19 protein-coding genes are annotated in these 25,741 nt (G+C 64.2%); 13 read left to right on the top strand and 6 right to left on the bottom strand.

Features of this window, described 5'->3' with window-relative positions; all coding sequences use genetic code 11:
• The first annotated feature begins 444 nt into the window (after nt 1–444).
• Together Q0030_RS04740 and Q0030_RS04735 are read left to right on the top strand one after the other, a co-directional pair.
• Complete coding sequence (locus tag Q0030_RS04740; RefSeq protein WP_298363524.1) at nt 445–2,199, top strand: hypothetical protein; 1,755 nt, start codon at nt 445–447, stop codon at nt 2,197–2,199.
• A gap of 327 nt (nt 2,200–2,526) precedes the next feature.
• Nucleotides 2,527–4,302, top strand: coding sequence for an adenylate/guanylate cyclase domain-containing protein (locus Q0030_RS04735; protein ID WP_298363523.1), 1,776 nt, complete (start codon nt 2,527–2,529; stop codon nt 4,300–4,302).
• A gap of 259 nt (nt 4,303–4,561) precedes the next feature.
• Here the strand turns inward: Q0030_RS04735 and Q0030_RS04730 are convergent, their stop codons facing one another.
• Nucleotides 4,562–5,809 (bottom strand): MFS transporter, encoded by a 1,248-nt coding sequence (locus Q0030_RS04730; RefSeq protein ID WP_298363522.1) that lies wholly within the window; start codon nt 5,807–5,809, stop codon nt 4,562–4,564.
• 57 nt (nt 5,810–5,866) lie between these two features.
• The gene (gene tyrS / locus Q0030_RS04725) at nt 5,867–7,120 is read right to left on the bottom strand and encodes a tyrosine--tRNA ligase (RefSeq protein ID WP_298363521.1); all 1,254 of its coding nucleotides are present in this window, start codon (nt 7,118–7,120) and stop codon (nt 5,867–5,869) included.
• A 152-nt stretch (nt 7,121–7,272) separates the two neighbouring features.
• On the opposite strand from tyrS, the gene Q0030_RS04720 reads away from it, so the two are divergent.
• From Q0030_RS04720 to Q0030_RS04710, 3 genes are all read left to right on the top strand, one after another.
• Nucleotides 7,273–8,376, top strand: a complete 1,104-nt coding sequence (locus tag Q0030_RS04720) for an anhydro-N-acetylmuramic acid kinase (protein ID WP_298363519.1) — start codon at nt 7,273–7,275, stop codon at nt 8,374–8,376.
• Nucleotides 8,377–8,458: 82 nt separating this feature from the next.
• On the top strand, nt 8,459–9,136 hold the full coding sequence (locus tag Q0030_RS04715) for a glutathione S-transferase family protein (RefSeq protein WP_298363517.1): 678 nt from the start codon (nt 8,459–8,461) through the stop codon (nt 9,134–9,136).
• Between the two features lie 2 nt (nt 9,137–9,138).
• Nucleotides 9,139–9,468, top strand: a complete 330-nt coding sequence (locus Q0030_RS04710) for a multidrug efflux SMR transporter (RefSeq protein ID WP_298363515.1) — start codon at nt 9,139–9,141, stop codon at nt 9,466–9,468.
• A gap of 146 nt (nt 9,469–9,614) precedes the next feature.
• Here Q0030_RS04710 and Q0030_RS04705 read toward each other — a convergent pair whose 3' ends face one another.
• Nucleotides 9,615–10,262, bottom strand: coding sequence for an alpha/beta hydrolase (locus Q0030_RS04705; RefSeq protein ID WP_016843213.1), 648 nt, complete (start codon nt 10,260–10,262; stop codon nt 9,615–9,617).
• A 452-nt stretch (nt 10,263–10,714) separates the two neighbouring features.
• On the opposite strand from Q0030_RS04705, the gene Q0030_RS04700 reads away from it, so the two are divergent.
• The 8 genes from Q0030_RS04700 (at nt 10,715) to Q0030_RS04665 (ending at nt 18,325) form a co-directional block, all read left to right on the top strand.
• Nucleotides 10,715–11,872 carry a cysteine desulfurase family protein gene (locus Q0030_RS04700; protein ID WP_298363514.1) on the top strand — a complete coding sequence of 386 codons (1,158 nt, stop codon included), beginning with the start codon at nt 10,715–10,717 and terminating at the stop codon, nt 11,870–11,872.
• A 97-nt stretch (nt 11,873–11,969) separates the two neighbouring features.
• Complete coding sequence (gene sufB, locus Q0030_RS04695) at nt 11,970–13,466, top strand: Fe-S cluster assembly protein SufB (protein ID WP_298363512.1); 1,497 nt, start codon at nt 11,970–11,972, stop codon at nt 13,464–13,466.
• A gap of 58 nt (nt 13,467–13,524) precedes the next feature.
• The gene (gene sufC / locus Q0030_RS04690; protein ID WP_298363511.1) at nt 13,525–14,277 is read left to right on the top strand and encodes a Fe-S cluster assembly ATPase SufC; all 753 of its coding nucleotides are present in this window, start codon (nt 13,525–13,527) and stop codon (nt 14,275–14,277) included.
• 17 nt (nt 14,278–14,294) lie between these two features.
• On the top strand, nt 14,295–15,617 hold the full coding sequence (gene sufD, locus Q0030_RS04685; RefSeq protein ID WP_298363510.1) for a Fe-S cluster assembly protein SufD: 1,323 nt from the start codon (nt 14,295–14,297) through the stop codon (nt 15,615–15,617).
• Nucleotides 15,614–16,861, top strand: coding sequence for a cysteine desulfurase (locus tag Q0030_RS04680; protein ID WP_298363509.1), 1,248 nt, complete (start codon nt 15,614–15,616; stop codon nt 16,859–16,861). Before sufD ends, Q0030_RS04680 begins: the two co-directional genes overlap by 4 nt.
• Nucleotides 16,858–17,229, top strand: coding sequence for an SUF system Fe-S cluster assembly protein (locus tag Q0030_RS04675; protein ID WP_298363507.1), 372 nt, complete (start codon nt 16,858–16,860; stop codon nt 17,227–17,229). The genes Q0030_RS04680 and Q0030_RS04675 overlap by 4 nt, the downstream gene beginning before the upstream one ends.
• 64 nt (nt 17,230–17,293) lie before the next feature.
• Nucleotides 17,294–17,683, top strand: coding sequence for an iron-sulfur cluster assembly accessory protein (locus tag Q0030_RS04670; protein ID WP_018271449.1), 390 nt, complete (start codon nt 17,294–17,296; stop codon nt 17,681–17,683).
• A 150-nt stretch (nt 17,684–17,833) separates the two neighbouring features.
• Nucleotides 17,834–18,325 (top strand): TfoX/Sxy family protein, encoded by a 492-nt coding sequence (locus Q0030_RS04665; protein WP_298363506.1) that lies wholly within the window; start codon nt 17,834–17,836, stop codon nt 18,323–18,325.
• Between the two features lie 122 nt (nt 18,326–18,447).
• Here the strand turns inward: Q0030_RS04665 and Q0030_RS04660 are convergent, their stop codons facing one another.
• From Q0030_RS04660 to Q0030_RS04650, 3 genes are all read right to left on the bottom strand, one after another.
• Nucleotides 18,448–19,515 carry a GGDEF domain-containing protein gene (locus Q0030_RS04660; RefSeq protein ID WP_298363505.1) on the bottom strand — a complete coding sequence of 356 codons (1,068 nt, stop codon included), beginning with the start codon at nt 19,513–19,515 and terminating at the stop codon, nt 18,448–18,450.
• A 316-nt stretch (nt 19,516–19,831) separates the two neighbouring features.
• Entirely contained in the window at nt 19,832–21,325 is a 1,494-nt protein-coding gene (locus Q0030_RS04655) for a DEAD/DEAH box helicase (RefSeq protein ID WP_298363504.1), read from the bottom strand.
• Nucleotides 21,326–21,696: 371 nt separating this feature from the next.
• A complete protein-coding gene (locus Q0030_RS04650; protein ID WP_298363501.1) occupies nt 21,697–25,638 on the bottom strand; it encodes an autotransporter domain-containing protein in 3,942 nt (1,313 codons plus the stop codon).
• Nucleotides 25,639–25,741 lie beyond the last annotated feature (103 nt).

Below are 25,741 nucleotides of genomic sequence, written 5' to 3'. Positions count from 1 at the left end.
TCAAGTACGTCCCTGCCCACGGCACAAACCCTCCATTGGGGGTTGAACCTACGCCCGCTGGAACTCGTCCTACCAGTGCAGTTTGTGCCTCAGCAACGGAGCGAAACAAAAGTTGCCGAGCGCTGAATTTCCTTCAACACCCCTGTTCAAGCTCTGACGACACGACGCGCGCAGGAAGGAAGATCGCCGTAAACGATCTACCGTTCGGCTGCTTCACCGAGTTGGCCCCATTCCTCTACCGCCTTGGGGCGGAAACTCGGAGGTGTGAAGCCGGCATGATGGCGTCATGAATCCCGTCATGATGAGCCGCGCTGTCCACGGCCGTCGCATCTTGTTCGCACGCCGGTAACAGTCCGCCCGCAGATTGTGCGCGCCGACCGCCGGCACGGCGGGCGGTTACGCGACCCTCACTTTCTGAAAAAATCTTACATTGGGAGAAAAGCAATGATCGCCAAAGGATTGCGCCCGCCTGTGGGGCTTCCGCTGTCTCGGCCGGTTTTTGCGTTGACGCTGCTCGCCTCCACGGCGCTCGCCGGCAGTCTCGCGCACGCCGACGGCGACGACGTTCATTTCCGGCCGGGTCATCTGTTGTTGAGCCGCGCGGTGTTCGTCAACAACGCCGTCACCATCACGCCCGGCGTGACACAATTGCCGCCGAACTGCGTGTCGCCCAATTGCGTGACCGCCACGGCGGACGGCACCTATCCGACGGTGTTCAACAACGACGGCGTCGACGGCTCGTTCGGCCTGACTGCGAAGATCTTGCTCGACGAACTGCATCTCGACGGCAGACACGTGCAGTCGCTCGAGGTCCCGAACAGCGCCCAGCGCGGCGTTTCCCAAAACAAGGACCAGATGGTCACCAGCTTCTCGTCAAAATCCGAGCTGGCGCTCAATCTGTCGCTCGATCACCGCAGCGTGACCTTCATGGGCTATCTCGCTCCGATCGGCACCATCGACGTATCGAACTCCAATACGCCTGACGTCATCGATCCGACCAATCCGGTGCCCGGCGCCTATTATCGCCTGGTCGCTGAAGTCGACGAGAACGGTCGCTTCCACTTCACCAAGGTGAATGGCTATAGCGGCAACAACGGCCGCGCTGCGGTCTTCAACGATCGGCATGGTGCCGGTGTGTTCTACACCGCCGGCAACGCGGGCAATGGCGGCAACCCGCAGCCTGCCGGGGTCATCACCGGCGCCGGCATGCAGATCGCGAGAGAGGCCGACGCGCCGCTCGCTCGCCAAGCGGACCCGGGCGGACCTTTCCCGCTCGGCAGCTTCAACATCACCGAGCTCGGCCAGAAAGCCGACAAGATCGGCAAGGACACCAATTTCCGCGGTCTCACCGTGTTCAACAACGTGATCTACACGACCAAGGGCAGCGGCGGTAACGGCATCAACACCGTGTACTTCATCGACACCACCGGCAACGCCGCCAACGGCAGTCCGAAGGCGTGCCCGAACGGCGTCGGCCTGCCGGTTCCGTCTGCGTCGCTGCCGACGACGCAGATCTTCTACGATGGCTCGAAGTTGGCGGGGCAAGGCGTCACGCCGTACAACATGTGCGTGCTGAGCGGTTTCCCGACTGCGCTCAAGAGCACGACCTCGTTCCCGTTCGGCATCTGGTTCGCCGACGCGAACACGCTCTACGTCGCCGACGAAGGCAACGGCACCGCAACGTTCGATCCGACATCGAACAGCTATACCGCTGCCAAGGCGCAGACATCAGCCGGATTGCAGAAGTGGGTGTTCGACAGCACCGCCGGCGCGTGGAAGCAGGCCTACACCTTGCAGGCGGGACTTGACCTCGGTGTGCCCTACACGGTGCAGGGCTATCCGACCGGCAACAATGCCGCGACCGGCAAGCCGTGGTCGCCGGCGACCGACGGCCTGCGCAACATCACCGGCCGCGTCAATCGCGACGGCAGCGTGTCGATCTGGGCGATCACCTCCACGGTGAGCGGCAGCGGCGACCAGGGTGCCGATCCGAACAAGCTCGTGATGATCACCGACAAGCTTTCCGCGGCCACGCTGCCGGCCGGCGAGCGTTTTGTCACGCTGCGGACCGCGAACTCCGGCGAGGCGCTGCGCGGCGTGTCGTTCACGCCGGGCACCGGCGATGGCCAGGAAGAAGCCCATGACCGCGGCTCCTGCGGCCGCGACCACCGCGGCGACGATTGCCGCGACACCGACTGAGCGAAAGACGTCGCAGCCTTCGGCCTCTCCCCACGTGCCTGTGGGGAGAAGCCAGTAGTTCGGATACCACTGCAACAACACAATCGCATTGATGTTATTGGCTAATCATCTGCATTTATAGACTGACGGCTATCCCATCTGCCAAAAACGCTAGCGCCATTTAGACGGCACGTCCGCATTATCGTCAGAAGCGGACCAAGGAGACGGGCTTCGTCATGTCGGCTACGGGCCAGTTGCCGACACATTCGCCTAGCGGCATCCCCGAAAACCCATTTGGCCCGGCCGTCCGATTCGTCGTACAATATATATTTGATTGGATTGCCGGCGATGGTGCAGGAGCGGCCAGTCCGGGTCGAGCGCAGGTTGTCGGCGATATTGGCCGCCGACGTAGCGGGCTATTCGCGGCTCATGCATGGCGACGAAGAGGGGACGCATGCCAAACTGGCGGCGCTCTTGACGGATGCCGTCGATCCGGCGATTGCCGAACATCGTGGCCGCATCGTGAAGAGCACTGGCGACGGGTTTTTGGCGGAGTTTCCGAGTGCGGTCGAAGCGGTTCGCGCTGCCATGCAGTTCCAGGCCCGCATCAAGGAAATCACAAGCGGCGAAGCCGAGGACAAGCGCATTGCCTTTCGCGTGGGCGTCAATATTGGCGACGTAATCATCGAGGCCCACGACATCTTTGGAGACGACGTCAACATCGCCGCGCGGCTTGAGAGCATCGCAGAACCCGGTGGCATCTGTATTTCTCAGGCAGTCCTCAATCACTCACGCGACAAGGTGCTTTTCAACGTTGAGGATGCGGGCGAGCAAACTCTGAAGAATATCGCGCGGCCGGTTCACGTTTACCGTATCATGATCGATCCCAACGGGTGGCCTGCGACGTCCAGAGGTGAGGTCCCGGCGCTCGCGTTGCCCGACAAGCCGTCGATCGCGGTCCTGCCGTTTCAGAACATGAGCGGTGACCCCGAGCAGGAGTATTTCGCCGACGGCATGGTGGAAGAAATCATTACGACGCTATCGCGCGTGCGCCAGCTGTTCGTGATAGCCCGCAATTCGAGTTTCACCTACAAGGGCCGCGCTGTGGACATAAAGCAGGTCGGACGTGAACTTGGAGTGCGTTACGTGCTCGAAGGCAGCGTGCGCAAATCGGCAAACCGAGTCCGCATAACTGGGCAGCTCATCAATGCAGCGACTGGAGCGCATCTTTGGGCCGATCACTTCGACGGCGCGCTCGACGATATATTCGACCTTCAGGATAGGGTGGCCGTCGAGGTCTGCGGCATCATTGGCACAGCGCTGGAAGCCGCAGAGCAGCGCCGGTCTCTTCGAAAGCCGACCGATGATCTTACTGCCTATGACTTATATCTTCGCGCATTAGCGGAGGCCCAATCGTGGGAAAAGGTCCGGATATTGCGCGCGCTTGATCTGCTCAAGCAAGCACTTGATCGCGACCCCAACTATGGCCCCGCTCTCGCGCTGGCAGCAACCTGCCATGCTAATCTCTACGTCAACAACTGGACCGATGATCTGGAGTTGACGCGCCGGGAGGGCTTTGATCTTGCTCGACGGGTGCTCCTGATCGTTGACGATCCATCCCTTGTTGCAAGAGGCGCCTACGCTCTCGCTCAGTTCGGTGATGACCTCGCCACGGCCACCACGTTGATCGATCGAGCCCTGCATCTCAACCCGAGCTTCGCTTACGGATGGATATGGAGCGGCTGGGTCAGACTGTTTGCGGGAAAACCCGAGCTCGCAATCGAGCATTTCAAGACTGCCATTCGCCTCAGCCCGCGCGAAGGCACTGCCGGGGCAGGAGCTCACGTCGGCATAGGTATCGGGCACCTTTTCGCTCGACGTTTTGAGGAAGCCGAAGCGATGTTGCTTCTTGCCTTGCGAGAAAGACCGAGCTGGGCGCCGACATATCGCTTTCTTGCGTCCTGCTATGCTCACATGGGGCGCCTTGACGAGGCACGATCCATTGTCAAAAGGCTGCGCGACATTACGCCGGTCGTGGTGCCAAGTGCTACGCACTGGCGCGACCCTGGGTATCGAGAGTTCTACCTGCAAGGCTTACGCTTGGCCGCCGACCAACCGGAGTGACTTGCGTTCGGACAAGGCGTTCCAAGGAAGGATTACACCGCTCTCGGGCAGTGTCGCCCTTGGGTCACAAGGCGATGTCCCTGACGTCAGGTCGCGTGTCCGCTTCGCCCCTGAAAGCGGGTGTCCTGGTTTATGAGTTCGCACGCTAGTCGTCACGGGAATTGGTCTCAAAATAAAAAGCCCGGACGCGCTGTGTACATCCGACGGCGCGTCCGGGCGTGAACCGGCGTTGTTCGCGCTATGAAGCCAATAACGTTTGTCAGCGCCGCAGCGCCGGCACCACCAGGAACGGGATCAGGCCGAGCACCACGTTGACCAGCGCGAAGGCGATCAGCGGATTGTAGCTGTGGGTCCAGTCATGGATCAGGCCGCCGCCCCAGGAGCCGAGCGCCGAGCCGAGGCCGCTTCCGATCATAATGGTGCCGTAGATCGTGCCGACGCGCTCGCCGCGGAAGATTTTCAGCGCGGTCGCGGTGATCAGCGGGCCGCGCGAACCGATCATGCTGCCGAAGCAGATGATGAAACCGGTCAGCAGCCAGTAGTTCGGATACCACTGCAACAGCCAGAGCAGGATGATGCCGAGGATCGAAACGCCGTAGCTGAACAGCACGCTGGGACGGCGGCCGATGATGCCGTCCAGCGTGGATACGCCGAGCATGCCGACGAACAGCGCGACGCCGGAGAAGCCCCAGGCGGTGGCGGCCTGCAGCGGCGGGAATCCGACATCGATCAGGTAAGCAACGATCTGCGCCGTCAGCGCATACATCGCAACCGCCGTGAAGAAGAAGGTGGAGAACAGCGCCCAGAAGGCGTGGTGGCGCATCGCGGCCAGTAGCGTCCAGCCTTCTTCGGCAAGGCCAGCTTGCGCCTTCCTGACGATGTGCGGCGATCCGCCGGCGAGCAGCCGCCATGGCAGGAAAACGAGTGGAACGAGAAGGCAGAGCGCACCGACGCCGAACACCTGATAGGCCTCGCGCCAGCCGATCCGGTCGATCAGCACCTGCGACAGCGGCAGCAGCAAGAGGAGGCCGGCGCCGGTCGCCGAATACATCACGGCCATCGCGGTCGGCAGCTTTGGTCCGAACCAGCGGCCGAGCAGGATCGAGTTCGAGACGTTGCCGATCAGCGCGGTGCCGAAGCCGACGCAGAGGCCGACGCTGAGCTGGAATTGCCAGAGCTGCTCGGCGTGTGAGGCGATCAGAAATGCGCAGCCGAGCAGCGACAGGCCGAGCGCATAGACCACGCGCGGACCCGAGCGGTCGAACAGGCGTCCGACCAGGGGTGCGGTGAGGCCGCTGGCGAGCCAGGTCAGCGAATAGACCGACACGACGGAGGCGCGATCCCAGCCGAAATTTTCCGAGATCGGTTTGAGGAACACCGTGAAGCTGTCGCTGAGGCCGCGCCCGAGCACCGACAGCACGAAGCAGAGCGCCAGCACGTTCAGTGCGATGCGCGAGTGTTTCGCGGGCGCCGCAAGCTTGTCGTTCGGAGGTGTGGTCTGGTCCATCGGAAAGGATGGGAGCGCGTTTTCCGCGCTCCCTACAACCGACAAATGCGAATGCGCCTATGCAGGCTTCAGCAGGATGTGGCGCTTCTTGCCGAGCGACAGCTTGACGACGCCTTCCGGCGTCAGATTGGCCGGCGTCAGCAGCATCTTCTCATCGGTGACCGCAACATCGTTGACGCGCAGGCCGCCGCCCTTGATCTGCCGCCGCGCTTCGCCGTTGGACGCGACGAGCTCGGCCTTGACGAAGGCAGCGAGCACGCCGACGCCGGCTTCAAATTCGCCGCGCGGAATTTCCACCGTCGGCAGGGTTTCGGCCAGCGCACCTTCCTCGAAGGTGCGGCGCGCTGTCTCGGCAGCCTCATTGGCCGCATCGCGGCCATGGAGCAGGGCGGTTGCCTCGGTCGCCAGCACCTTCTTGGCTTCGTTGATCTCGCTGCCACCGAGCGCTGCAAGCTTGTTGATCTCGCTCATCGGCAGGATCGTGAACAGCTTGAGAAACTTGACGACGTCGGCGTCCTCGACGTTGCGCCAGTACTGCCAGAAGTCGTACGGCGAGAACTGGTCGGCGTTGAGCCACACCGCGCCTTTGGCGGTCTTGCCCATCTTGTCGCCGGAGGCGGTGGTCAGCAGCGGCGTGGTCAGCGCGAACAGTTGCGGCGAGCCCATGCGACGGCCGAGATCGACGCCGTTGACGATGTTGCCCCACTGGTCGGAGCCGCCCATCTGCAGCCGGCAGCCGGCGCGGCGCGACAGCTCGACGAAGTCGTAGGCCTGGCAGACCATGTAGTTGAATTCGATGAAACTCATCTCCTGCTCGCGCTCGAGCCGGAGCCGCACCGAGTCCATCGTGAGCATGCGGTTGACCGAGAAGTGCCGGCCGATGTCGCGCAGCATCTCGATCCAGTTCAGCTTCGTCAGCCACTCCGCGTTGTCGAGCATGATGGCGTCGGAAGGCCCATTGCCATAGCGCAGCACCTTGGCGAACACGCCGCGGATGCTCGCCTTGTTGGATTCAATCTCCGCGACGGTGCGCATCGCGCGCGTCTCGTCCTTGCCGGAGGGGTCGCCGACCATCGTGGTGCCACCGCCCATCAATGTTATCGGCTTGTTGCCGCTCCGTTGCAGCCAGTACAGCATCATCATGGTGAGGAAGTTGCCGATGTGCAGCGACGGCGCGGTGCAGTCATAGCCGACATAGGCGGTCGCCTCGCCCTTCGCGGCAAGCGCGTCGAGGCCCTCGAAATCGGAGCACTGGTGGACGAAGCCGCGTTCCTGTAGAGTGTTCAGGAAATCCGATTTAAATGCAGTCATTTGTCGGCGAGCCAGATCATTCTTGTTTTACGGTTTTTGCATCTATTTGCGGAACCTTGACGCTTGAGGCTGCCGCAGGCGGACGCGCAGTGGCATTATAGGATGTACTTGTTTGAGACAAGCCGGGGGTTCCCGGCTGGGGCGCTTCCACGATGATGTTAATGGCACTCGGTCTGATGAGCGGTACCTCGCTCGACGGGGTCGACGTGGCACTGATCGAGACCGACGGCCGCCAGATCAAGGCCTTCGGACCGACGGGCTATCGCCCCTATACCGACGGCGAGCGCAGCCTGCTGCGCCGGGCGCTGACCGAGGCCGTTCATCTGTCGCGGCGCGACGCCCGGCCGGGGGTCTTGCGGCAGGCCGAGCAGGCCATCACGACCGCCCATGCCGAGGCGGTCGCCAGCTTCACGGCGCAGACCCGGATCTCCGCCCAGGACATCGACATCGTCGGGTTCCATGGCCAGACGGTGCTGCATCGCCCCGAGCGGAAGTTGACCGTGCAGATCGGCGATGCCCTGGCGCTCGCCAAAGCGATCCACATTCCGGTGATGTATGATTTCCGTGCCGCCGACGTCGAAGCCGGCGGGCAGGGCGCGCCGCTCGTGCCGGTCTACCACCGCGCGCTGGCGCAATCGCTGAACCGCGAGGGGCCGACCGTCGTGGCGAATATCGGCGGCGTCTCCAACATTACCTATATCGACGGCACCGACACGCTGATCGCCTGCGACACCGGACCCGGCAACGCGTTGCTCGACGACTTCATGTTCCGCCAGATGCATCAGCCGTTCGACACCGGCGGGAAGTTCGCCGCGCTGGGGAGGCCCGACGAGGGTTGGATCGCACAGGCGCTCAAGCTGCCGTTCTTCGCACTGCCGCCGCCGAAATCGCTCGACCGCAACGACTTTGCCAGCCTGAAGCTCGGCGCCGTGGCGCCGGCCGACGGCGCGGCGACGCTGACCGCCTTCACGGCGGCGGCGATCGCCCGCGTGGTGCCGCTGCTGCCGAAACGCCCGAAGAGCTGGATCATCTGCGGCGGCGGCGCCTCCAACCTCACGATGCTGCGGATGCTGCGCGAGCGCCTGGCGCCGGCAACCGTCGAACCCGCCGAGGCGCTCGGCTGGGCGGCGGATGCGATCGAGGCGCAGGCCTTCGGTTTCCTGGCCGCGCGCGGCATGAAGGGGCTGCCGCTGAGCTACCCCGCCACCACGGGGGTGCCGATCCCGATGACCGGGGGCATCATCGCGCGACCGTGATTTAGATGCAAATGCATCTACCTTGACAGTTCCATGCCGCTGCATTTAATTCGATGCAGTTGCATTGAACGCGAGGTTCGTCATGGCCGCCCTGAAGCTGATCAGCCACAAGCTCTGTCCCTACGTGCAACGCGCGGTGATCGCGCTGCATGAGAAGGGCGTGCCGTTCGAGCGGATCGACATCGATCTCGCCAACAAGCCGGACTGGTTCCTGAAGATCTCGCCGCTCGGCAAGGTGCCGGTGCTGGTCGTGACCGGCGACGACGGCAAGGAGGTCGCGCTGTTCGAGAGCAACGTGATCTGCGAGTACATCGAGGAGACGCAGGGCGGCGCGAAGCTGCATCCCGAGAATGCGCTCACGCGCGCCGAGCATCGCGCCTGGATGGAGTTCGGCTCGGCCATTCTCGGCGATCTCTGGGGGCTCGAGACTGCGACCGATGCCGCGACCTTCGAGAGCAAGCGGCAGGCGGTCGCCGCGAAATTCGCGCGCGTGGAGGCTGCGCTCGGCGCGGGCCCGTTCTTCGCGGGCGACAGATTCAGTTTGGTGGATGCGGTGTTCGCGCCGGTCTTCCGCTATTTCGATCTGTTCGACCAGCTGACCGATCTGGCAGTTTTCACCCACACGCCAAAGCTCCGTGCGTGGCGTAGCGCGCTGGCGCAGCGGCCGAGCGTGCGCAGCGCCGTTTCACCTGAATATCCCGCGCTGCTGCATGCGTTCCTGGTCGGCCACCGCGCGCATATGCTGAAGCTTGCCGCGTAAGCATGTCGCATTCCATTGCCTGGATCGCGCTCGTCGTCGCCGGTCTTCTCGACGTCGGCTGGGCCATCTCGATGAAATATGCCGAAGGCTATACGCGCCTCGGCTGGACGCTGATCTCGCTGGCGCTGCTCGCGGCGTTCGTGTTCCTGCTCGGGCGCGCGTTGCAGGTGCTCGGGGTCGGCGTCGCCTACACGGTATGGACCGGCATCGGCGCGGTCGGCACGCTGACCATGGGCGTGCTGTTGTTCAACGAAGCCGTGAACCCGATGAAAGTCGCCGGGATTGCGCTGGTGCTGGTCGGCATCGCCGCGCTAAAATTCGCGCCGGAGTAGGCCAGTGCCGTAGCCCGGATGGAGCCAACGGGTCGCGCGAACGCGCGCCCGATGACAGGCTCCGCGCAATCCGGGGAATACTATCCGCGGTGAGGGTGGTCCCGGATTTCGCTGCGCTCCATCCGGGCTACAAGAGCGATCTCGGCTCACCGCACGTTGGCGAGGCGCATGTCGAGATAGCCGGTCACCGTCTCCATCAGCGGCTCGAGCTTGCCGTCGAAGAAATGGTTGGCGCCGGGGATGACCTGCTGGTCGATCACGATGCCCTTCTGCGTCTTCAGCTTCTCGACCAGCGTGTTGACGTCCTTGGGCGGCACCACGGCATCCTTGTCACCGTGCACGATCAGGCCCGACGACGGGCAGGGCGCGAGGAACGAGAAGTCGTAGAGATTGGCGGGCGGCGCGATCGAGATGAAGCCCTCGACTTCCGGCCGACGCATCAAAAGCTGCATGCCGATCCATGCGCCGAACGAGAAGCCCGCAACCCAGCAGGCGCGCGCCTCCGGATTGATCGCCTGCGCCCAGTCGAGCGCGCTCGCGGCGTCGGACAATTCGCCGGTGCCGTGATCGAACGAGCCCTGGCTGCGGCCGACGCCACGGAAGTTGAAGCGCAGCACCGAGAAGCCGCGATGCGCGAACGCGTAGTAGCACTGGTAGACGATCTGGTGGTTCATCGTGCCGTGGAACTGCGGATGCGGATGCAGGATCATCGCAATCGGCGCGTTCTTCTGCTTGGCCGGATGGTAGCGGCCTTCGAGACGGCCAGCAGGGCCGGTGAAAATGACTTCAGGCATTGTGTTCCCTTGATTGACGCGTTCCCTTGATTGACGTCGATCAATCAACCGGTTGGAGCCATCTTCGGCGACGGGCGCGAGCAGAGCGGCTCGTGATGAAATCGGCATAGGCGCCGCCGGGCGGCACGCTGGAGGGCCTTCTAGCATGACGCAAGGGGCAAAAATCAAGGAAATTGTGCCGCTTGGCGGAGGCTAATCCGCTACGCGACGCGCGCGCAGCCGGTGCGTCGGCGGCGATCCGGATCAGCGCACGCCGAACTGTTCTTCGGCTACCTGAAGTTTTGCTTTGTCATATTGCTATCGCGCGCGATGTCTTGCCTGGCAACACGACGGGGCTCCCGGCGAGCGTGAAAAATCTCAGGCATCGGCGACTCTGATCTGGTCTCGCTGCCCGACTGTCGTTATGTCGCATTGGAAGGCCGCAACCACGATGGTTGCTGCGGACAAGCTCGATGGCCGATCGCGTCTATCTCGACTGGAATGCCACCACGCCGCTTCGCCAGGAGGCGAAGGCGGCGATGGCTGCGGCGTGGGACTTGAGCGGCAACCCGTCCTCGGTGCACAGCGAGGGACGCCGCGCGCGCCGGCTGGTCGAGGATGCCCGCAATGCGGTGGCCAAGGCGGTCGGTGGCCGGCCGCAGGACGTCGTGTTTCTCTCCGGCGGGACCGAAGCCAATGCGCTCGCATTGACGCCGGGATTGCGCCGCGGTGCCGGCGCGCCGGTCAGGCGGCTGTTGGTGTCCGCGATCGAGCATGCGTCCGTCCTCGCGGGCGGGCGGTTTGCGCGTGAGGCGACCTTCGCCATCAATGTCACGCGCACCGGGGTGACCGATCTCGATCATCTGCGTGCGCTGCTGGCGGACGGTCCGCCCGCTTTGGTCTCGGTGATGCTGGCGAACAACGAGACCGGTGCCGTCCAGCCGGTGGCTGATGTCGCCGAGATTGTCCACGCGGCCGGTGGCCTGCTGCATGTCGATGCGATCCAGGCGTTCGGGAAGATCTCGTTCGATCTCGCTTCGACCCAGGCCGATCTCGTGACGCTGTCGGCGCACAAGATCGGTGGACCGAAGGGCGCAGGGGCACTGGTGCTTGCCGAAGGCATCGAAGGACTGGAGGCGTCTTTGCGCGGCGGCGGGCAGGAACTCGGGCGGCGGGCAGGGACCGAGAACGTCGCAGGGATTGCAGGCTTTGGTGCGGCCGCAAAGGCCGCGATGGTGGCGCTGAAGGCCGACGCCGCCCGCGTCAGGGGACTGCGCGACCGCCTCGAGCACGGGCTTCGCCAGACGCCGGACGTGCTGGTCTTCTCCGACGACGTGAAGCGGTTGCCGAATACCGTTCTGTTCACGGTGCCCGGCATGAAGGCCGAAACGGCGGTGATCGGCTTCGACCTGGCGGGGGTAGCGGTGTCCTCCGGTTCCGCCTGCTCTTCGGGCAAGGTTCAGCCGTCCCACGTGTTGGAGGCAATGGGATACCGTTCAGAGGTGTCCCAGGGAGCGGTGCGGCTCAGTCTTGGCTGGTCTACCACCGAGACAGACGTGGATTTCACCCTCAAGGCTTGGCGAAAGCTCGCCGATACCCTAGTTAAGGGGGGACGACGAAACACAGCTTGAACTGTTCTAAGCCAGTGATTTCGTGTTCAAAGCATCGTAAGAGATTTTCTGAACTTGAGATCCACCGCGGTCCTTGAAACCGCGAGCGGAGGATTGAATGCCTGCTGTACAAGAGACGGTCGAGCGCGTCCGGCGCATCGACGTCGACCAGTATCGATATGGGTTTGAGACTCAGATCGAGTCCGAAAAGGCCCCGAAGGGGCTGTCGGAAGATACCGTCCGCTTCATCTCCGCAAAGAAGAATGAGCCGGCCTGGATGCTGGAATGGCGCCTCGAGGCGTATCGCCGCTGGCTGACCATGACCGAGCCGACCTGGGCGCGCGTCGACTATCCGAAGATTGACTATCAGGACATCTACTATTACTCGGCGCCGAAGCCGAAGAAGACGCTGTCCTCGATCGACGAGATCGATCCGGAAATCCTCAAGACCTATGAGAAGCTCGGCATTCCCCTGCGTGAGGTCGCGATCCTCGAAGGCGTCGAGCCGCCGCCCGGCGGACCGCCGTCGCCGAGCCGCAAGATCGCGGTCGATGCCGTGTTCGATTCGGTTTCGGTCGCGACGACCTTCCAGAAGGAGCTGAAGGCGGCCGGCGTGATCTTCATGCCGATCTCGGAGGCGATCCGCGAGCATCCCGAGCTGGTGCAGAAATATCTCGGCACCGTGGTGCCGACCTCGGACAATTACTTCGCGACGCTGAACTCGGCGGTGTTCTCCGACGGCTCGTTCGTCTACGTGCCGCCGGGCGTGCGCTGCCCGATGGAGCTGTCGACCTATTTCCGGATCAACGAGCGTAACACCGGCCAGTTCGAGCGCACGCTGATCATCGCCGACAAGGGCTCCTACGTTTCCTATCTCGAAGGCTGCACCGCGCCGCAGCGCGATGAGAACCAGCTGCACGCTGCCGTGGTCGAGCTCGTCACGCTCGATGACGCCGAGATCAAGTATTCGACGGTGCAGAACTGGTACCCCGGCAATTCGGAAGGCAAGGGCGGCATCTACAATTTCGTCACCAAGCGTGGCGACTGCCGCGGCAAGAACTCCAAGATCTCCTGGACCCAGGTCGAGACGGGATCTGCGATCACCTGGAAGTACCCGAGCTGCATCCTGCGCGGCGACAATTCGAGCGGCGAGTTCTACTCGATCGCGATCTCGAACGGCTTCCAGCAGGTCGATAGCGGCACCAAGATGATCCACCTCGGCAAGAACACGTCGAGCCGCATCATCTCCAAGGGCATTGCCGCCGGCAAGTCGCAGAACACCTATCGCGGCCTCGTCAGCGCGCATCGCAAAGCCACCGGCGCGCGCAACTACACCGCCTGCGACTCGCTCCTGATCGGCGACAAATGCGGCGCGCACACCGTGCCCTATGTCGAGGCCAAGAATTCCTCGGCGACGTTCGAGCATGAGGCGACGACGTCGAAGATTTCCGAGGACGTGCTGTTCTACTGCATCCAGCGCGGGCTCTCGCAGGAAGAAGCCGTCGGCCTCGTCGTCAACGGCTTCGTGAAGGACGTGCTGCAGCAACTGCCGATGGAGTTCGCGGTGGAAGCGCAGAAGCTGATTTCGATCAGCCTTGAAGGTTCGGTTGGCTAATCCATCCCGCTAACGGCGCGGCCGACGCGCCTGGCGCATGATGCTCAGGAAAAATTAGATGTCTCTGCTTGAAGTGAAAGATCTGAAGGTCCGTGTCGAGGAGCGCGAAATCCTCCACGGGCTGTCGCTCACGGTGAATCCGGGCGAGGTGCACGCGATCATGGGGCCGAACGGTTCCGGCAAGTCGACGCTCTCCCACGTCATCGCCGGCAAGCCCGGTTATGAAGTCACCGGCGGCCAGATCTTGTACAAGGGCGAGGACCTCCTGGAGATGGCGCCCAACGAGCGCGCCGCCAAGGGCGTGTTCCTGGCGTTCCAGTATCCGGTCGAGATCCCCGGCGTGACCACCTGGAATTTCCTGCACGCAGCGCTCAACGCCCAGCGCAAGGCGCGCGGCGAGGACGAGATCTCGTCGCCGGCCTTCCTCAAGAAGGTCCGCGAGGTCGCCAAGTCGCTCAACATTCCGCAGGACATGCTGAAGCGCGGCGTCAATGTCGGCTTCTCCGGCGGCGAGAAGAAGCGCAACGAGATCCTGCAGATGGCGCTGTTCGAGCCGGCCGTCTGCATCCTCGACGAAATGGATTCCGGCCTCGACATCGACGCGCTGCGGATCGCCGCGGACGGCGTCAATGCGTTGCGCTCGCCGGAGCGCGCGATGGTCGTCATCACCCACTATCAGCGGCTGCTCAACTACATCGTGCCCGACGTCGTGCACGTGATGTCGAAGGGCCGGGTGGTGAAGAGCGGCGGCAAGGAACTGGCGCTGGAGCTGGAAGAGTCCGGCTACGCGCAGTTCGAAGACGCTGCCTGACAAATGCGGGTTCTCAGATGAACGTTGTTGCAAAGACCGAGACCGGGCGCGCGCTGGGCGATGCATTCGCCGTGGTGCGTGACCGTCTGCCGGGCAAGGGCAAGATCGCCGATCAGCGCCGCGAGGCATTCGATGCCTATGAGCGCCTTGGCCTGCCGCATCGCCGGATCGAGGACTGGAAATACACCGACCTGCGCGCGCTGATGCGCGAGGTGCTGCCGCTGGCACCGGCCCCGGATGCAGCGGCACTGAATCGCGCCGCTGATGCGGTCAAGCTGCGGGCGATCGAAGGCGTGCGCCGTCTGGTGCTGGTCGATGGCGCGTTTGCGCCCGATCTGTCCGATCTCGGCAATCTCGAAAAGGGGCTGAGCATCCGCCCGCTGCGCGAGGTGCTCGACGCCGGCGACGGCGCGCTCTCCGTGCAGGCCTTTGCCTCCGACATCTCCAATCCCATGATCGCGCTGAACGGCGCGATGGCGACCGATGGCGTCGTCATCGACGTTGCCAACGGTGCGGTGCTGGCCCAGCCGCTGCACATCGTGCATGTCGCGTCCGGCACGGCGCCGGCTGCGATGTTCACGCGTTCGCTGCTCCGGCTCGGCCGCGATACCAGCGTGACGCTGGTGGAGAGCTATCTTGCCGGCGAAGGCGCCAAGGCCTACCAGACCCATGATGGGCTGGTTGTCGCGATCGGCGACAATGCACGGTTCGATCACGTGCGTCTGGTCGAAGACAGCGCCGATGCCTTCAACATTTCCTCGGCGACGATTTCGCTCGGCGCGCACGCCCATTTCAACACATTTGGTCTGACCTCGGGCGGTCATGTCAGCCGCTATCAGCTGACGATCACGTGCGCCGGTGAGGGCTCGAAGGTCGAGACCAACGGCGTCAATCTGATCAACGGCAAGCAGCACGCCGACACCACGCTGTTCATGGATCACGCGGTGCCGCACTGCGCGAGCCGCGAGATCTTCCGTGCCGTCGTCGACGACCGTGCCCATTCCGTGTTCCAGGGCCGCATCATCGTCCGTCCGGACGCCCAGAAGACCGACGCCAAGATGATGACCCGCGCTCTGCTACTGTCCGACGACGCGGAAGCCGACAACAAGCCGGAGCTCGAGATCTTCGCCGACGACGTCACCTGCGGTCACGGTGCGACCACCGGTGCGCTCGACGAGAGCCTGCTGTTCTACATGCGCGCCCGCGGACTGCCCGAGAAGGAAGCGCAGGCGCTTCTGATCCAGGCCTTTGTCGGCGAGGCGATCGAGACGATTGCCAGCGACGCGTTGCGCGAGGTCGCAATTGCCGCCGCGCAGCGCTGGCTTCAGGCGAGGGCGTGAGCATGCACAGGGCGGTCGCCAACGGTTCTTACGACGTCGCCCTGGTGCGGCAGGATTTCCCGGCGCTCGCCATGCAGATCTACGGCAAGCCACTGGTCTATCTCGACAACGCGGCCTCGGCGCAGAAGCCGAATGCGGTGCTCGACCGCATGACCGAGGCCTACAAGAGCGAGTACGCCAACGTGCATCGCGGCCTGCATTACCTCGCCAATGCGGCGACGGAGGCCTATGAGGGCGCCCGCGGCAAGGTCGCGCAGTTCATCAACGCCCGCCGCAGCGAAGAGATCGTCTTCACCCGCAACGTCACCGAGGCGATCAACCTGGTGGCGTCGTCCTGGGGCGGGGTGAACATCAAGGAGGGCGACGAGATCGTCCTCTCGATCATGGAGCACCACTCCAACATCGTGCCGTGGCACTTCCTCCGGGAACGCCATGGTGCCGTGATCAAGTGGGCGCCGGTCGACGACGAGGGCAATTTCCTGATCGAGGAGTTCGAGAAGCTCCTGACGGCGCGCACCAAGATCGTCGCGATCACCCAGATGTCGAACGCGCTCGGCACCCTGGTTCCGGTCAAGGAAGTGGTTCGGCTGGCGCACGCCCGCGGCATTCCGGTGCTGGTCGATGGCGCGCAAGGCGCGGTGCATCTGCCTGTTGACGTCCAGGACCTCGATTGCGATTTCTACGCCTTCACCGGCCACAAGGTGTACGGGCCGACCGGGATCGGCGCGCTCTACGCCAAGCACGAGCATCTGGTGGCGATGCGGCCGTTCAACGGCGGCGGCGAGATGATCCGCGAAGTGGCCAAGGACTGGGTCACCTATGGCGATCCGCCGCACAAATTCGAGGCCGGGACGCCGCCGATCGTCGAGGCGATCGGGCTCGGTGCTGCGATCGACTACGTCAATTCGATCGGCAAGGAGCGCATCGCCGCGCATGAGCACGAGCTGCTGACCTACGCGCAGGACCGTTTGCGCGAGATCAACTCGCTGCGGGTGATCGGAACCGCCCGCAACAAGGGCCCGGTGATCTCGTTCGAGATGAAGGGGGCGCATCCCCACGACGTCGCGACCGTGATCGACCGCCAGGGCATCGCCGTGCGCGCCGGCACCCATTGCGTGATGCCGCTTTTAGAGCGGTTCAACGTCACGGCCACCTGCCGCGCATCCTTCGGGATGTATAATACAAGGGAAGAAGTCGACCATCTGGCGCAGGCGCTGATCAAGGCGCGGGAATTGTTCGCATGACCGATACAGCCGAAGTCAAGACGGCCACCATGGAAACCACCTCGGCACTGCCGGCGGAGGAGACCGAGCGCATGAGCGGCGAGATCGTCGCGGCGCTGAAGACGGTGTTCGACCCGGAAATCCCGGCCGACATCTACGAGCTCGGCCTGATCTACAAGGTCGATCTCAAGGATGATCGCTCGGTCGACATCCTGATGACGCTGACCACCCCGAACTGCCCGGCCGCCGGCGAATTGCCGCAGATGGTCGAGAACGCGGTTGCCAGCGTCCCCGGCGTCGGCGTCATCAACGTCAATCTGGTGTGGGATCCGGCCTGGACGCCGGACCGGATGTCGGACGAGGCTCGCCTCGTCCTCAATATGTGGTGATGCGTCAGGGGATTGAGCCTAAGCTCGAGATTGAATTGCCGCTGGGACTGACCACATGAGTGACATGACACAAGCCTCACCGACCCCAGCCAAGCCGAAGCGGCCGCGCCCGCAGGTCATGAGACTGACCGATGCCGCGGCGGAGCGGATCACCGAGCTGACCAAGCGCGCCGATTCCGAGATCGTCGGCCTGCGCGTCGGCATCAAGAACGGCGGCTGCGCCGGACAATCCTACACCGTTGAATACGCCCACGAGATCCGTCCGACCGACGAAGTGGTCGAGGACAAGGGCGTGAAGATCCTGGTCGATCCGAAGGCCGTGCTGTTCCTGCTCGGCACCGAGATGGACTACGTGGCCGACAGGATGCAGGCCCAGTTCGTGTTCAACAACCCGAACCAGGTCTCCGCCTGCGGTTGCGGCGAATCGGTGCAGCTCAAGCCGGCGACGGTCTGATCGCTGCTGCGCCCTCGCGAGCGCGCAATCGCGCTCGCGCCTTGGATCCGACACCCACCATCGTTGCATGTCGACGCCGTCGTCGACCATACTGCGCTGCCAACAGGCTGCGGCAGCCGCGTTCGGCCGCGCTGGAACAAGGGTGGGCATATGGACCGCGAATTCCTCACCGATCTGTTCGCCGATTTCGGCCCGGTCACGCTGCGCCGGATGTTCTCCGGCTACGGCATCTCCGCTGACGGCACCAATTTCGCGCTCGCGCTGCGCGCCGGGCTCTACTTCCGCGCCGACGAGGAGACCATCCCGCAGTTCGAGGCCGAAGGCTGCGGACCGTTCCAGTACCAGACCCGCGCCAAGACGGTGACGGTGAACTCGTACTGGCAGTTGCCGGCGCGGCTGTTCGACGATGCCGAGGAGCTTGCGGTCTGGGCACGCTCGGCGCTCGGCGCCGCCCAGCGCGCCGCGCTGCGCAAGCGGCCGAGGAAACTACCGGCTGCGCGGACGGCGAAGGCGCCAGCGAAGAAGGCAGCTGCAAAGAACGTGGCGGGAAGGAAGGCCGCGGTGAAGAAGACGGCCGCGAGGAGGCCGTCGGCCAAGAAGAAGCGCGTGGAAAGGAAGCCGTCCTCGTCGAGAGGCAGCTAACTGAATCGATCCGCGTCATTGCGAGGAGCGTAGCGACGAAGCAATCCATCTATCCGCATTTGCGGGCAGATGGATTGCTTCGCTTCGCTCGCAATGACGATGGGGAGAAACACGCGGACCGGTCACGCCACGCGGGTCTGGGTCTCGGCGCTGTATTCCGGATCGGCTTCGCAGATCACGCGGTTGCGGCCGGCGCGCTTGGCGGCATAGAGGCACGCGTCGGCGCGCTCGATCAGCGAGTCCGTGTCGTCGGCCGGCTTCAGCATGGAGACGCCAACCGAGATGGTGACACGGCCGAGGATCTCGCCGGTCGACTTCTTCTTCAGCTCCTTGGACATCACGGCGCGGCGGATGTGGTCGGCAACCGTCAGCGCTTGGCGCAGCGCGGTGTTCGGCAGCACCACCGCGAATTCCTCGCCGCCATAGCGGGCGGTGATGTCCTGGCCCTTGATGGTCTGCTTCAGCGACTGCGCCACTAGCCGCAGCACCTGATCGCCGGTGAGATGGCCGTAGGAATCGTTGAACGACTTGAAGTGATCGATGTCGAACATCAGCAGCGACAGCGGCTCGCCGCTCGCCAATGCGGCCTGGACCGCCATGTCGATCGAGCGGTCGAAATATTTCCGGTTGCCGAGGCCGGTGAGCGGATCGGTCAGGCTCTCGGCGCGGATCGCCTCGAGGCTGCGTTGCAGGTCGCTGATCTCCGACTTCGACAGCGCGAGCCGGTTCTCCAATGCCTGATTGGTCTCGCGCATCTCGCGCGTCGATTTGGCCAGCCCCTCGACGATGGTCTTGATCTGGTCGCGAGTGGTCGCGGTCGAGAGGCGGTCGCTGGCGCCGACGAGGCTCGCGTCATAGGTCGCGGACACGCCGAGCGCATCGGTGATCAGCCGCATGACGGCATCGATCTCGCCGATGACGCGCGCGCCGACCTTGTCGATGCGGTCCGAGGTCTTGATGTGCGAAAGGTAGGTTTCGTAGATCTGCTCGAGATCGGATTCAGAGAGCTTGCCGCTGCGCGCGAGCGTCTCGTTGATGACCTTGTTGAGCGGTGCGTTGTATCCGGTCGCGTAGACGTACCAGATCTCATAGTTGCGGGGGACGGCGGTCTGGCGAAGCGAGCGGATCTGACCAAGCGCGACTTCGGCAAAAGCCAACGTACGTTCGTGTTCGTCCAGCAGCTTGACCACTGTTACGTCCTCAATGCACGCATTGCCGGTCATGCCCGGCAGCAATGACTAAATTATTTGCGCGAGGGTACGGGACGAGAATGAAGGCAAGGTAAACAGTGGAACTACGGGGATTTCGCCGCGACTAATGTCGTACGAGCGTAACTCCGCCGCGGATCGGGTTCGGCTTTCGCAAGTTCTTCACTCGCACGTCAAAGCGACGCGAAAACTGCGCGCATTTGCTTCAAACGCGAGGAAACAGCGTGGGCATCGGTCGCCGGCGGCGAGACGGATTCCGCAGGATACCGCCGCTGTCGCGGCGGCATCGGAGTCGGCCTTAGGCGCGTGCGCGCACAGGTCGCAGCAGGAAGGCGGGCAGGTGCGAATGATCGGCGGGCTCGTGGTCCACCTCGCGCTGCGGCCGCCGCGGCTCCGCACGCCCGATCGACGGCACGTGCGACGGGGTGGCCTGGGGCGAGGAGTTGCGGCCGTGGCGCGGTTCGCGCTCCGGCTTGGCTGCACGCTCCTGGCGGGGCTCCTGGTCCTGACGCGGCTCGCGCTCACCGTGACGCGCCTCGCGTTCACCGTGACGCGGCTCGCGTTCACGTCGCGGCTTGCGGCCGCCACGGGCACCATCGCGCGAGCCCTCGCGGCTGCGCGAGCGGCGCGGCGCACCGTCCTCGTCGGAGGCCTCGCTGTGAACGGTGTAGTCGCCTTCGGCGCGCGGGATCGGCTGGCCGATCAGCTTCTCGATCGCAGTCATCGACTTGCTGTCGAGCGAGGTGACGATGGAGATCGCGGTACCGGTGCGTCCGGCGCGGCCGGTACGGCCGATGCGGTGGACGTAATCGTCAGGGTGATGCGGTACGTCGAAATTGAAGACGTGGCTCACTGCGGGAATGTCGAGGCCACGGGCGGCGACGTCGGAGGCGACGAGCAGCGGAATCTCGCCCTTGCGGAATTGATCGAGGGCCGCGGTGCGGGCGGATTGATCCATGTCGCCGTGGAGGGCGCCGACACTGAAGCCGTGCTTCTGGAGTGATTTGTGAAGGACGGCGACTTCGCGCTTGCGATTGCAGAAGATAATCGCGTTGTTGAGGTCCTTGGCGTCGCGCAGCAGGCGGCGGAGGATCTCGCGCTTGTCGTGCGCTTCGCGACCGGCCGGGACCTGCAATTGCGTCACGGTGACCGCGGTGGTCGCGGGCTTGGAGACTTCGATCCGGGCCGGATTGTGCAGGAAGGCCTCGGTGATGCGGCTGATCTCCGGGGGCATCGTCGCCGTGAAGAACAGGGTCTGCCGCGTGAACGGGACGAGCTTGCAGATGCGTTCGATGTCGGGAATGAAACCCATGTCGAGCATGCGGTCGGCCTCGTCGATCACCAGCAGCTCGACGCCGGTGAGCAGCAATCCGCCGCGTTCGGTGTGGTCGAGCAGGCGGCCGGGCGTTGCGATCAGGACGTCGACGCCGCGCATCAGCTTGGAGTCCTGGTCGCCGAACGAGACGCCGCCGATCAGCAGCGCCACGTTCAATTTCTGACCGGCGCCGTATTTGTCGAACTGCTCCTTCACCTGCGCGGCAAGCTCGCGGGTCGGCTCGAGGATCAGGGTGCGCGGCATGCGTGCCCGCGCGCGGCCCTTCTCGAGCAGGGTGAGCATCGGGAGAACGAAGGCAGCGGTCTTGCCGGTGCCGGTCTGGGCAATGCCGAGGACGTCGCGCCGGGCGAGGACGTGCGGGATTGCCTGTTCCTGGATGGGAGTGGGGGTGGTGTAACCGGTGGCCGCAACTGCGGCGAGGACCTTATCGGACAGGCCTAGATTGGAAAAAGACATTGAGCCTCTGGTCGAAACCGCCGTTCGGCATCGCAGGTAAAAGGCTGTCGCGTTCGGCCCCGAAACGGCTCGCTTTTCTATAAAGCTCGGGGGCTCTGACTAACGCTGACGGACGGCAAACCTGACGAATCGCGTTTCGATCCGAGGGCCGCGTTGCCCGCAACATAGGGGCGAAAGCGGTAAAGTCAATCTTGGAACCAGCCGGATAGCCGAAAAAGCTTAATGTTTTCGCCAAAATAACCGTCGTTTCCGTCATTTGGCGGTCAAATGAATCACCGGCCGGCTATCTGACGGCGGGGCCTCGGCGAGGGGCGTTCGCGCCGCTTTTCCACTCAAATCCGTCGCTCCGGCCCCACCGCGGGTCGGGCTGCCTACCACGCATAGCGGACCGCGCCTTTGCCGGCATAGGAGCGGGTCACGTTGGAGAATTCGCCCTCGAAGCTGGCGAGCGCCGACCAGCCGTTGGCCCATTTCAGTTCGGCAGAGGCGGTGGTGAGGGCGGAATCAGCCGCCTGGGCTGCGCCGCTCACGACGAAGCTCGCGCCGGGCAGGGTCTGGAAGGTCGCGGCGATGCTGCGGTCGGGGTTGAAATCATGTGCCCAGGCGGCACGGCCGCGCAGCGTCAGAACCGCATTGGAGAGCGCGAAGGATTTGTCGGCGCGCAGGCCGAGCTCGCTGCGGCTGTCGGTGACGCTCTTTGGGTTGTAGGCCAGCGCAAAGGTGTTGGCCCCGACGATGGCCTGCTCGGCGTAGCCCGGCAGCTGGAATGTCGTGAACTGGCCGGCGGCGTAGGGCGTCAGGCCAATGCCGCCGATCCATGGCGCAATGAGGCGATAGCCGCCTTCGGCGCGGCCCGACCAGGCGTTGGCATTGAACTCGGCGCGCAGGCGATCGAGGCCCCCGACCGTCACGGTGCGGTCGGTGGTGACGTCCTGCCAGCCATAGGCCAGCGCACCGGCGAGATACGCCGCGCCGACATTGTGCCGGACGAAGGCGCCGGCCTGAAACAGGTCGGAGCGGCCGCCGCCACCATTGGCGACGTTGAAATTGGTGCCGCCGCCGGCGAGCGCGAAGCCGGCGATCGTGTTCGGTGAGAAGCGGTAGTCGGCGCCGATGGCGGTGCCGAACGCCTGGCTTGTGGTGTTGTTCGAGCCAAGCGCCGCGTTGCCGTCGGTGGTCTGTGAGCCGCCGTAGGCCGCCGCCCACACGCTCCAGCGCGGATCGTAGCTCTCGGCAATCGGCGCCTTGCGATAGATCGCGGCGGCAGCGTCGCTGGTTGAACGCTTCGCTGCATAGGCCAGGGAATCGTCGTCGGCGTAAGGCGTGGCGCCGGCCGGCAGCGCCGTCGCGCCGCGGCCGTCGATGAAGGGATCGAGCATCGTGCCTATGAATTGGTTCATGGCGTTGAAGGTGGTCTGCTGCGATCCGGCGGCGGTCTCGCCGGAGAGCTGGGTCAGGCCGTTCAGGAGGTTGTCGCTCGACTGCTTGAAGATCGCGCTGAACGCGGTGGAGAGGTTGGCGCCGCCGAGCAGGCCGTTGTCGATCGCAGCAGCGACGCTCTTGTGGTTGATGCTGGCATTGGCCGGCAGGATCGGCGAGAGCAGGCCGGGATCGACCGACAACAGAACGTCGTTGCCGACATAGCTCAGCACCGGATTGCGGGCGAGATTGTTGGCGAGCAGCAGGCTTGCCGAGCCGAATGTGCCGCTCAGCGTTCCCGCATTGACGATGGTGTAGGTGGTTTTCTTGGTGATCCGTTCGAGTGGATCGACGACAACCTTGCCGGCGATGTTGGCCGCGCCGGTTACGTTCACCTTGTCGCTGATCGTGTTGGTGACCTGCACCAGATAAGTCGCCGCCGCCGTCATGGTCAGGCTCGCCATCGTGATCGTGCCGGGCGAATTGCCGGGCGACAGCGTGCCGCTGATGGTCGCGTTGCCGATGGTGCCGTTGCCGCCGAGCGTGCCGGTCGCGCCGACCGTGACGTTGGCGTTCGGCATCGCGCCGTTGAGGATGAACATGCCATCCACGTTGACGGACCCGGCAAAGGTCGAGTTGCCGGTGAAGCTCCAGTTCGAGCCTGCAAGAAATCCAAGACTGGCGAAGCCCGAGAATTGGGCGCCGCTGCCGAGCTTCGACAGATCAAAGCTCGTCGCGGTCGTTCCGCCGAACTGCAGGATGCTGGTCCCGGTGCCGATGACATTGCCGTTGAACACGGCGCCGGACTGGACTTGCAGCAAATCGTTGGTGCCGCCGAACTGCACGGCGGTGCCGCCGGTGCCGGTGATGGTGCCGTTGGCGATCAGCGTGGTGGTGCCGCCCGACGTCACGATGCCGGTGGTGCCGGTGACGAAGGTGCCGGTCGCGATGAAGATGTTGCCTGGTGTCGAGCGCGAGGCCGAGATGCCGATGCCGGAGCTCTGTACGCCGGCCAGCGCATCGATCTTGATGTCGCCGAGACCATCGCGTTGGGCAAAGATGCCGTAACTGCCGGCGGCCTTGCCGTTCGCAATGACATTGCCTTCGGCGCGCAGCGCCAACGTTGCGGAATTGTCGGCGCCATTGACGATGACGCCGCTGATGCCGATCGCCGCCGCGCTCGTCGAGGTGGCGCTCACGGTCCCCTTGGTGACGAGGTCGATGCCGCCGAGCCCGGCGGTCTCGGCAGCGCGTCTGGTGTCGCCGCGGGTCAGCGCGACACCGGTCGCGGCGCCGTCGGAGGCAGCTGTGACGTCGGCATTGGCGCGAACGGTAAGCGTGCCAGTATTGATGAAGGTCGGTGGAAGGCTGGTGGTTGCGGCCGAGATTCCGGTGGCCGTGCCGCCGGCGCCGATCGCGGTGGCTGTCACGGCACCGTCGGCGGTCAGCCGCGTCGCGGCCTGATTGTATTGTCCCACGCTGATGCCGACGACGTTCGACGCGGTGTCGCTGATCGACGTTGCCGTCACTGCACCGTGCAGATTGAAGTCGACCGGGACCACGCCGGAGGCTCCGAGGGACGCTCCGGTCACATTTGCGACTTTGCCGGACGGCGTCATGCCGGTGACCGTGATCGATCCGTTGACGTTCAGCGCCGCCGAGCCGTTGGTGGATGTGCTTCCCAATCCGGCGGCAAGGCCGGCGACGCTGCCACCGGCCGAAGCGGAGGTGGAAGTCCTGGTGTCGAAGGTTCCGGAGATGTCGCCATTGAAGGTCGCGGTATTGGTGCCGCTGGCACGAGAGAAACTGACGGTCGCCAGGGCCCCGTAATAGGCCAGGTCCAGGCCGTTTCCCTTGGCAATATTGCCGTCCACGACGAGGCTGTTGTTGGCGCCGCCGCCGCCGGACACGGAGAGCGTCCCGCCGGTGATGCCGCGTGTCCGGACCGTGTTGGTGCCGGAGCCGTAGTTCAGCAGACTGACGTTGCCGGTGACATCCTGATTGAGCTTCACTGTGAACGCATTGGTGTTGGCTGAATTGCCGGCCAGGAGGTTGATACCCCCAAGGACGCTCGCATTCGTTGTGAGATCGACGGTGCCGATGCCACCATTCTGGAGATCGATGCCGCCGACGACCGCGCCGTTGGTCGTGACGGAAAGATTGCGCGCATTTTGGCCGCCCTGTCCCATGCGGACGTAGATCCCGCTGCCTGTTTGGGTTGTGTTGCCGGTGACGGCGCCTGTCGCGATCGTGACGTCTGACTGGTTGCCGTTGGTCAGGACGTAGATTCCCATTCCATTCGGGGCCACGATCTGGCTGCCAACCGTGTTGATGTTGACGCTACCCCCCGGTCCTGCGCTCGTGACCCTGATGCCGGTGCCAGCCGTGATCGTGCCTGATGTCTGCGTGATCGAGACCGGACCGCTGGTCGAAACGTTGATTCCGTACCAGTTGGCGGTGACGTCGGCCGATCCTGTGTAGGTGATTGGTGCCTGGTTGCCGAGGAGCTGGATGCCGTCGTACATCGATCCCGTAATGCCGGCAGGGTCGTTGTGATTGAACGTGATGCTGCCGGAGGCGCTCACGGTCACGCCGCGGGTGGTGATCCCGGCGCCGGCATTGACGTTCACGGTCAGATCGCCGTTGTAACTCGCGCTGAGCCCGCCGTTCGACGGATGGGCAGCGTCGCAGAGCACGTTGGCGGTGCCGACGCCCGTGCAGTCCACCTGCGCATCGGCGGTAGAGGCCATTGCAATCAGTGACGCCGAGCCGAGCAGCGCGCCGCGCCACATCGTCAGCCTGCCGCCGATGCCGATCATCACCTTGCCCCACGCCCCATTGTATCTGTCCGTTTCTCGCGCGACGGTCGTGCGCTGTCTTCTCAGTGCGCGCATGCCGTCGATCCGAAGTGCACTTGCCGCGGAAATGAGCGCAGGTGTGGCCGCTAGGCACCATGCTGCACGGGCCGCGTCCGGCCGGCGCAAGCTCAGCGCCGTT

The sequence above is a fragment of the uncultured Bradyrhizobium sp. genome (genome assembly GCF_947648125.1).
Classification (GTDB): Bacteria; Pseudomonadota; Alphaproteobacteria; order Rhizobiales; family Xanthobacteraceae; genus Bradyrhizobium.
Note: the sequence above shows the minus strand (reverse complement) of the source record. Positions and strands in the feature narration are given on the sequence as shown.

What these genes read in the sequence shown, in the direction of transcription:
- Q0030_RS04740 (WP_298363524.1), top strand. Translation starts at nt 445, where the DNA reads ATGATCGCCAAAGGATTGCGCCCGCCTGTGGGGCTTCCGCTGTCTCGG.
- Q0030_RS04650 (WP_298363501.1), bottom strand. Translation starts at nt 25,638, where the DNA reads ATGCGCGCACTGAGAAGACAGCGCACGACCGTCGCGCGAGAAACGGAC.
- sufD (WP_298363510.1), top strand. Translation starts at nt 14,295, where the DNA reads ATGAACGTTGTTGCAAAGACCGAGACCGGGCGCGCGCTGGGCGATGCA.
- Q0030_RS04730 (WP_298363522.1), bottom strand. Translation starts at nt 5,809, where the DNA reads ATGGACCAGACCACACCTCCGAACGACAAGCTTGCGGCGCCCGCGAAA.
- Q0030_RS04665 (WP_298363506.1), top strand. Translation starts at nt 17,834, where the DNA reads ATGGACCGCGAATTCCTCACCGATCTGTTCGCCGATTTCGGCCCGGTC.
- tyrS (WP_298363521.1), bottom strand. Translation starts at nt 7,120, where the DNA reads ATGACTGCATTTAAATCGGATTTCCTGAACACTCTACAGGAACGCGGC.
- Q0030_RS04720 (WP_298363519.1), top strand. Translation starts at nt 7,273, where the DNA reads ATGATGTTAATGGCACTCGGTCTGATGAGCGGTACCTCGCTCGACGGG.
- Q0030_RS04670 (WP_018271449.1), top strand. Translation starts at nt 17,294, where the DNA reads ATGACACAAGCCTCACCGACCCCAGCCAAGCCGAAGCGGCCGCGCCCG.
- Q0030_RS04655 (WP_298363504.1), bottom strand. Translation starts at nt 21,325, where the DNA reads ATGTCTTTTTCCAATCTAGGCCTGTCCGATAAGGTCCTCGCCGCAGTT.
- Q0030_RS04700 (WP_298363514.1), top strand. Translation starts at nt 10,715, where the DNA reads ATGGCCGATCGCGTCTATCTCGACTGGAATGCCACCACGCCGCTTCGC.
- Q0030_RS04705 (WP_016843213.1), bottom strand. Translation starts at nt 10,262, where the DNA reads ATGCCTGAAGTCATTTTCACCGGCCCTGCTGGCCGTCTCGAAGGCCGC.
- sufB (WP_298363512.1), top strand. Translation starts at nt 11,970, where the DNA reads ATGCCTGCTGTACAAGAGACGGTCGAGCGCGTCCGGCGCATCGACGTC.
- Q0030_RS04715 (WP_298363517.1), top strand. Translation starts at nt 8,459, where the DNA reads ATGGCCGCCCTGAAGCTGATCAGCCACAAGCTCTGTCCCTACGTGCAA.
- Q0030_RS04675 (WP_298363507.1), top strand. Translation starts at nt 16,858, where the DNA reads ATGACCGATACAGCCGAAGTCAAGACGGCCACCATGGAAACCACCTCG.
- sufC (WP_298363511.1), top strand. Translation starts at nt 13,525, where the DNA reads ATGTCTCTGCTTGAAGTGAAAGATCTGAAGGTCCGTGTCGAGGAGCGC.
- Q0030_RS04735 (WP_298363523.1), top strand. Translation starts at nt 2,527, where the DNA reads ATGGTGCAGGAGCGGCCAGTCCGGGTCGAGCGCAGGTTGTCGGCGATA.
- Q0030_RS04710 (WP_298363515.1), top strand. Translation starts at nt 9,139, where the DNA reads ATGTCGCATTCCATTGCCTGGATCGCGCTCGTCGTCGCCGGTCTTCTC.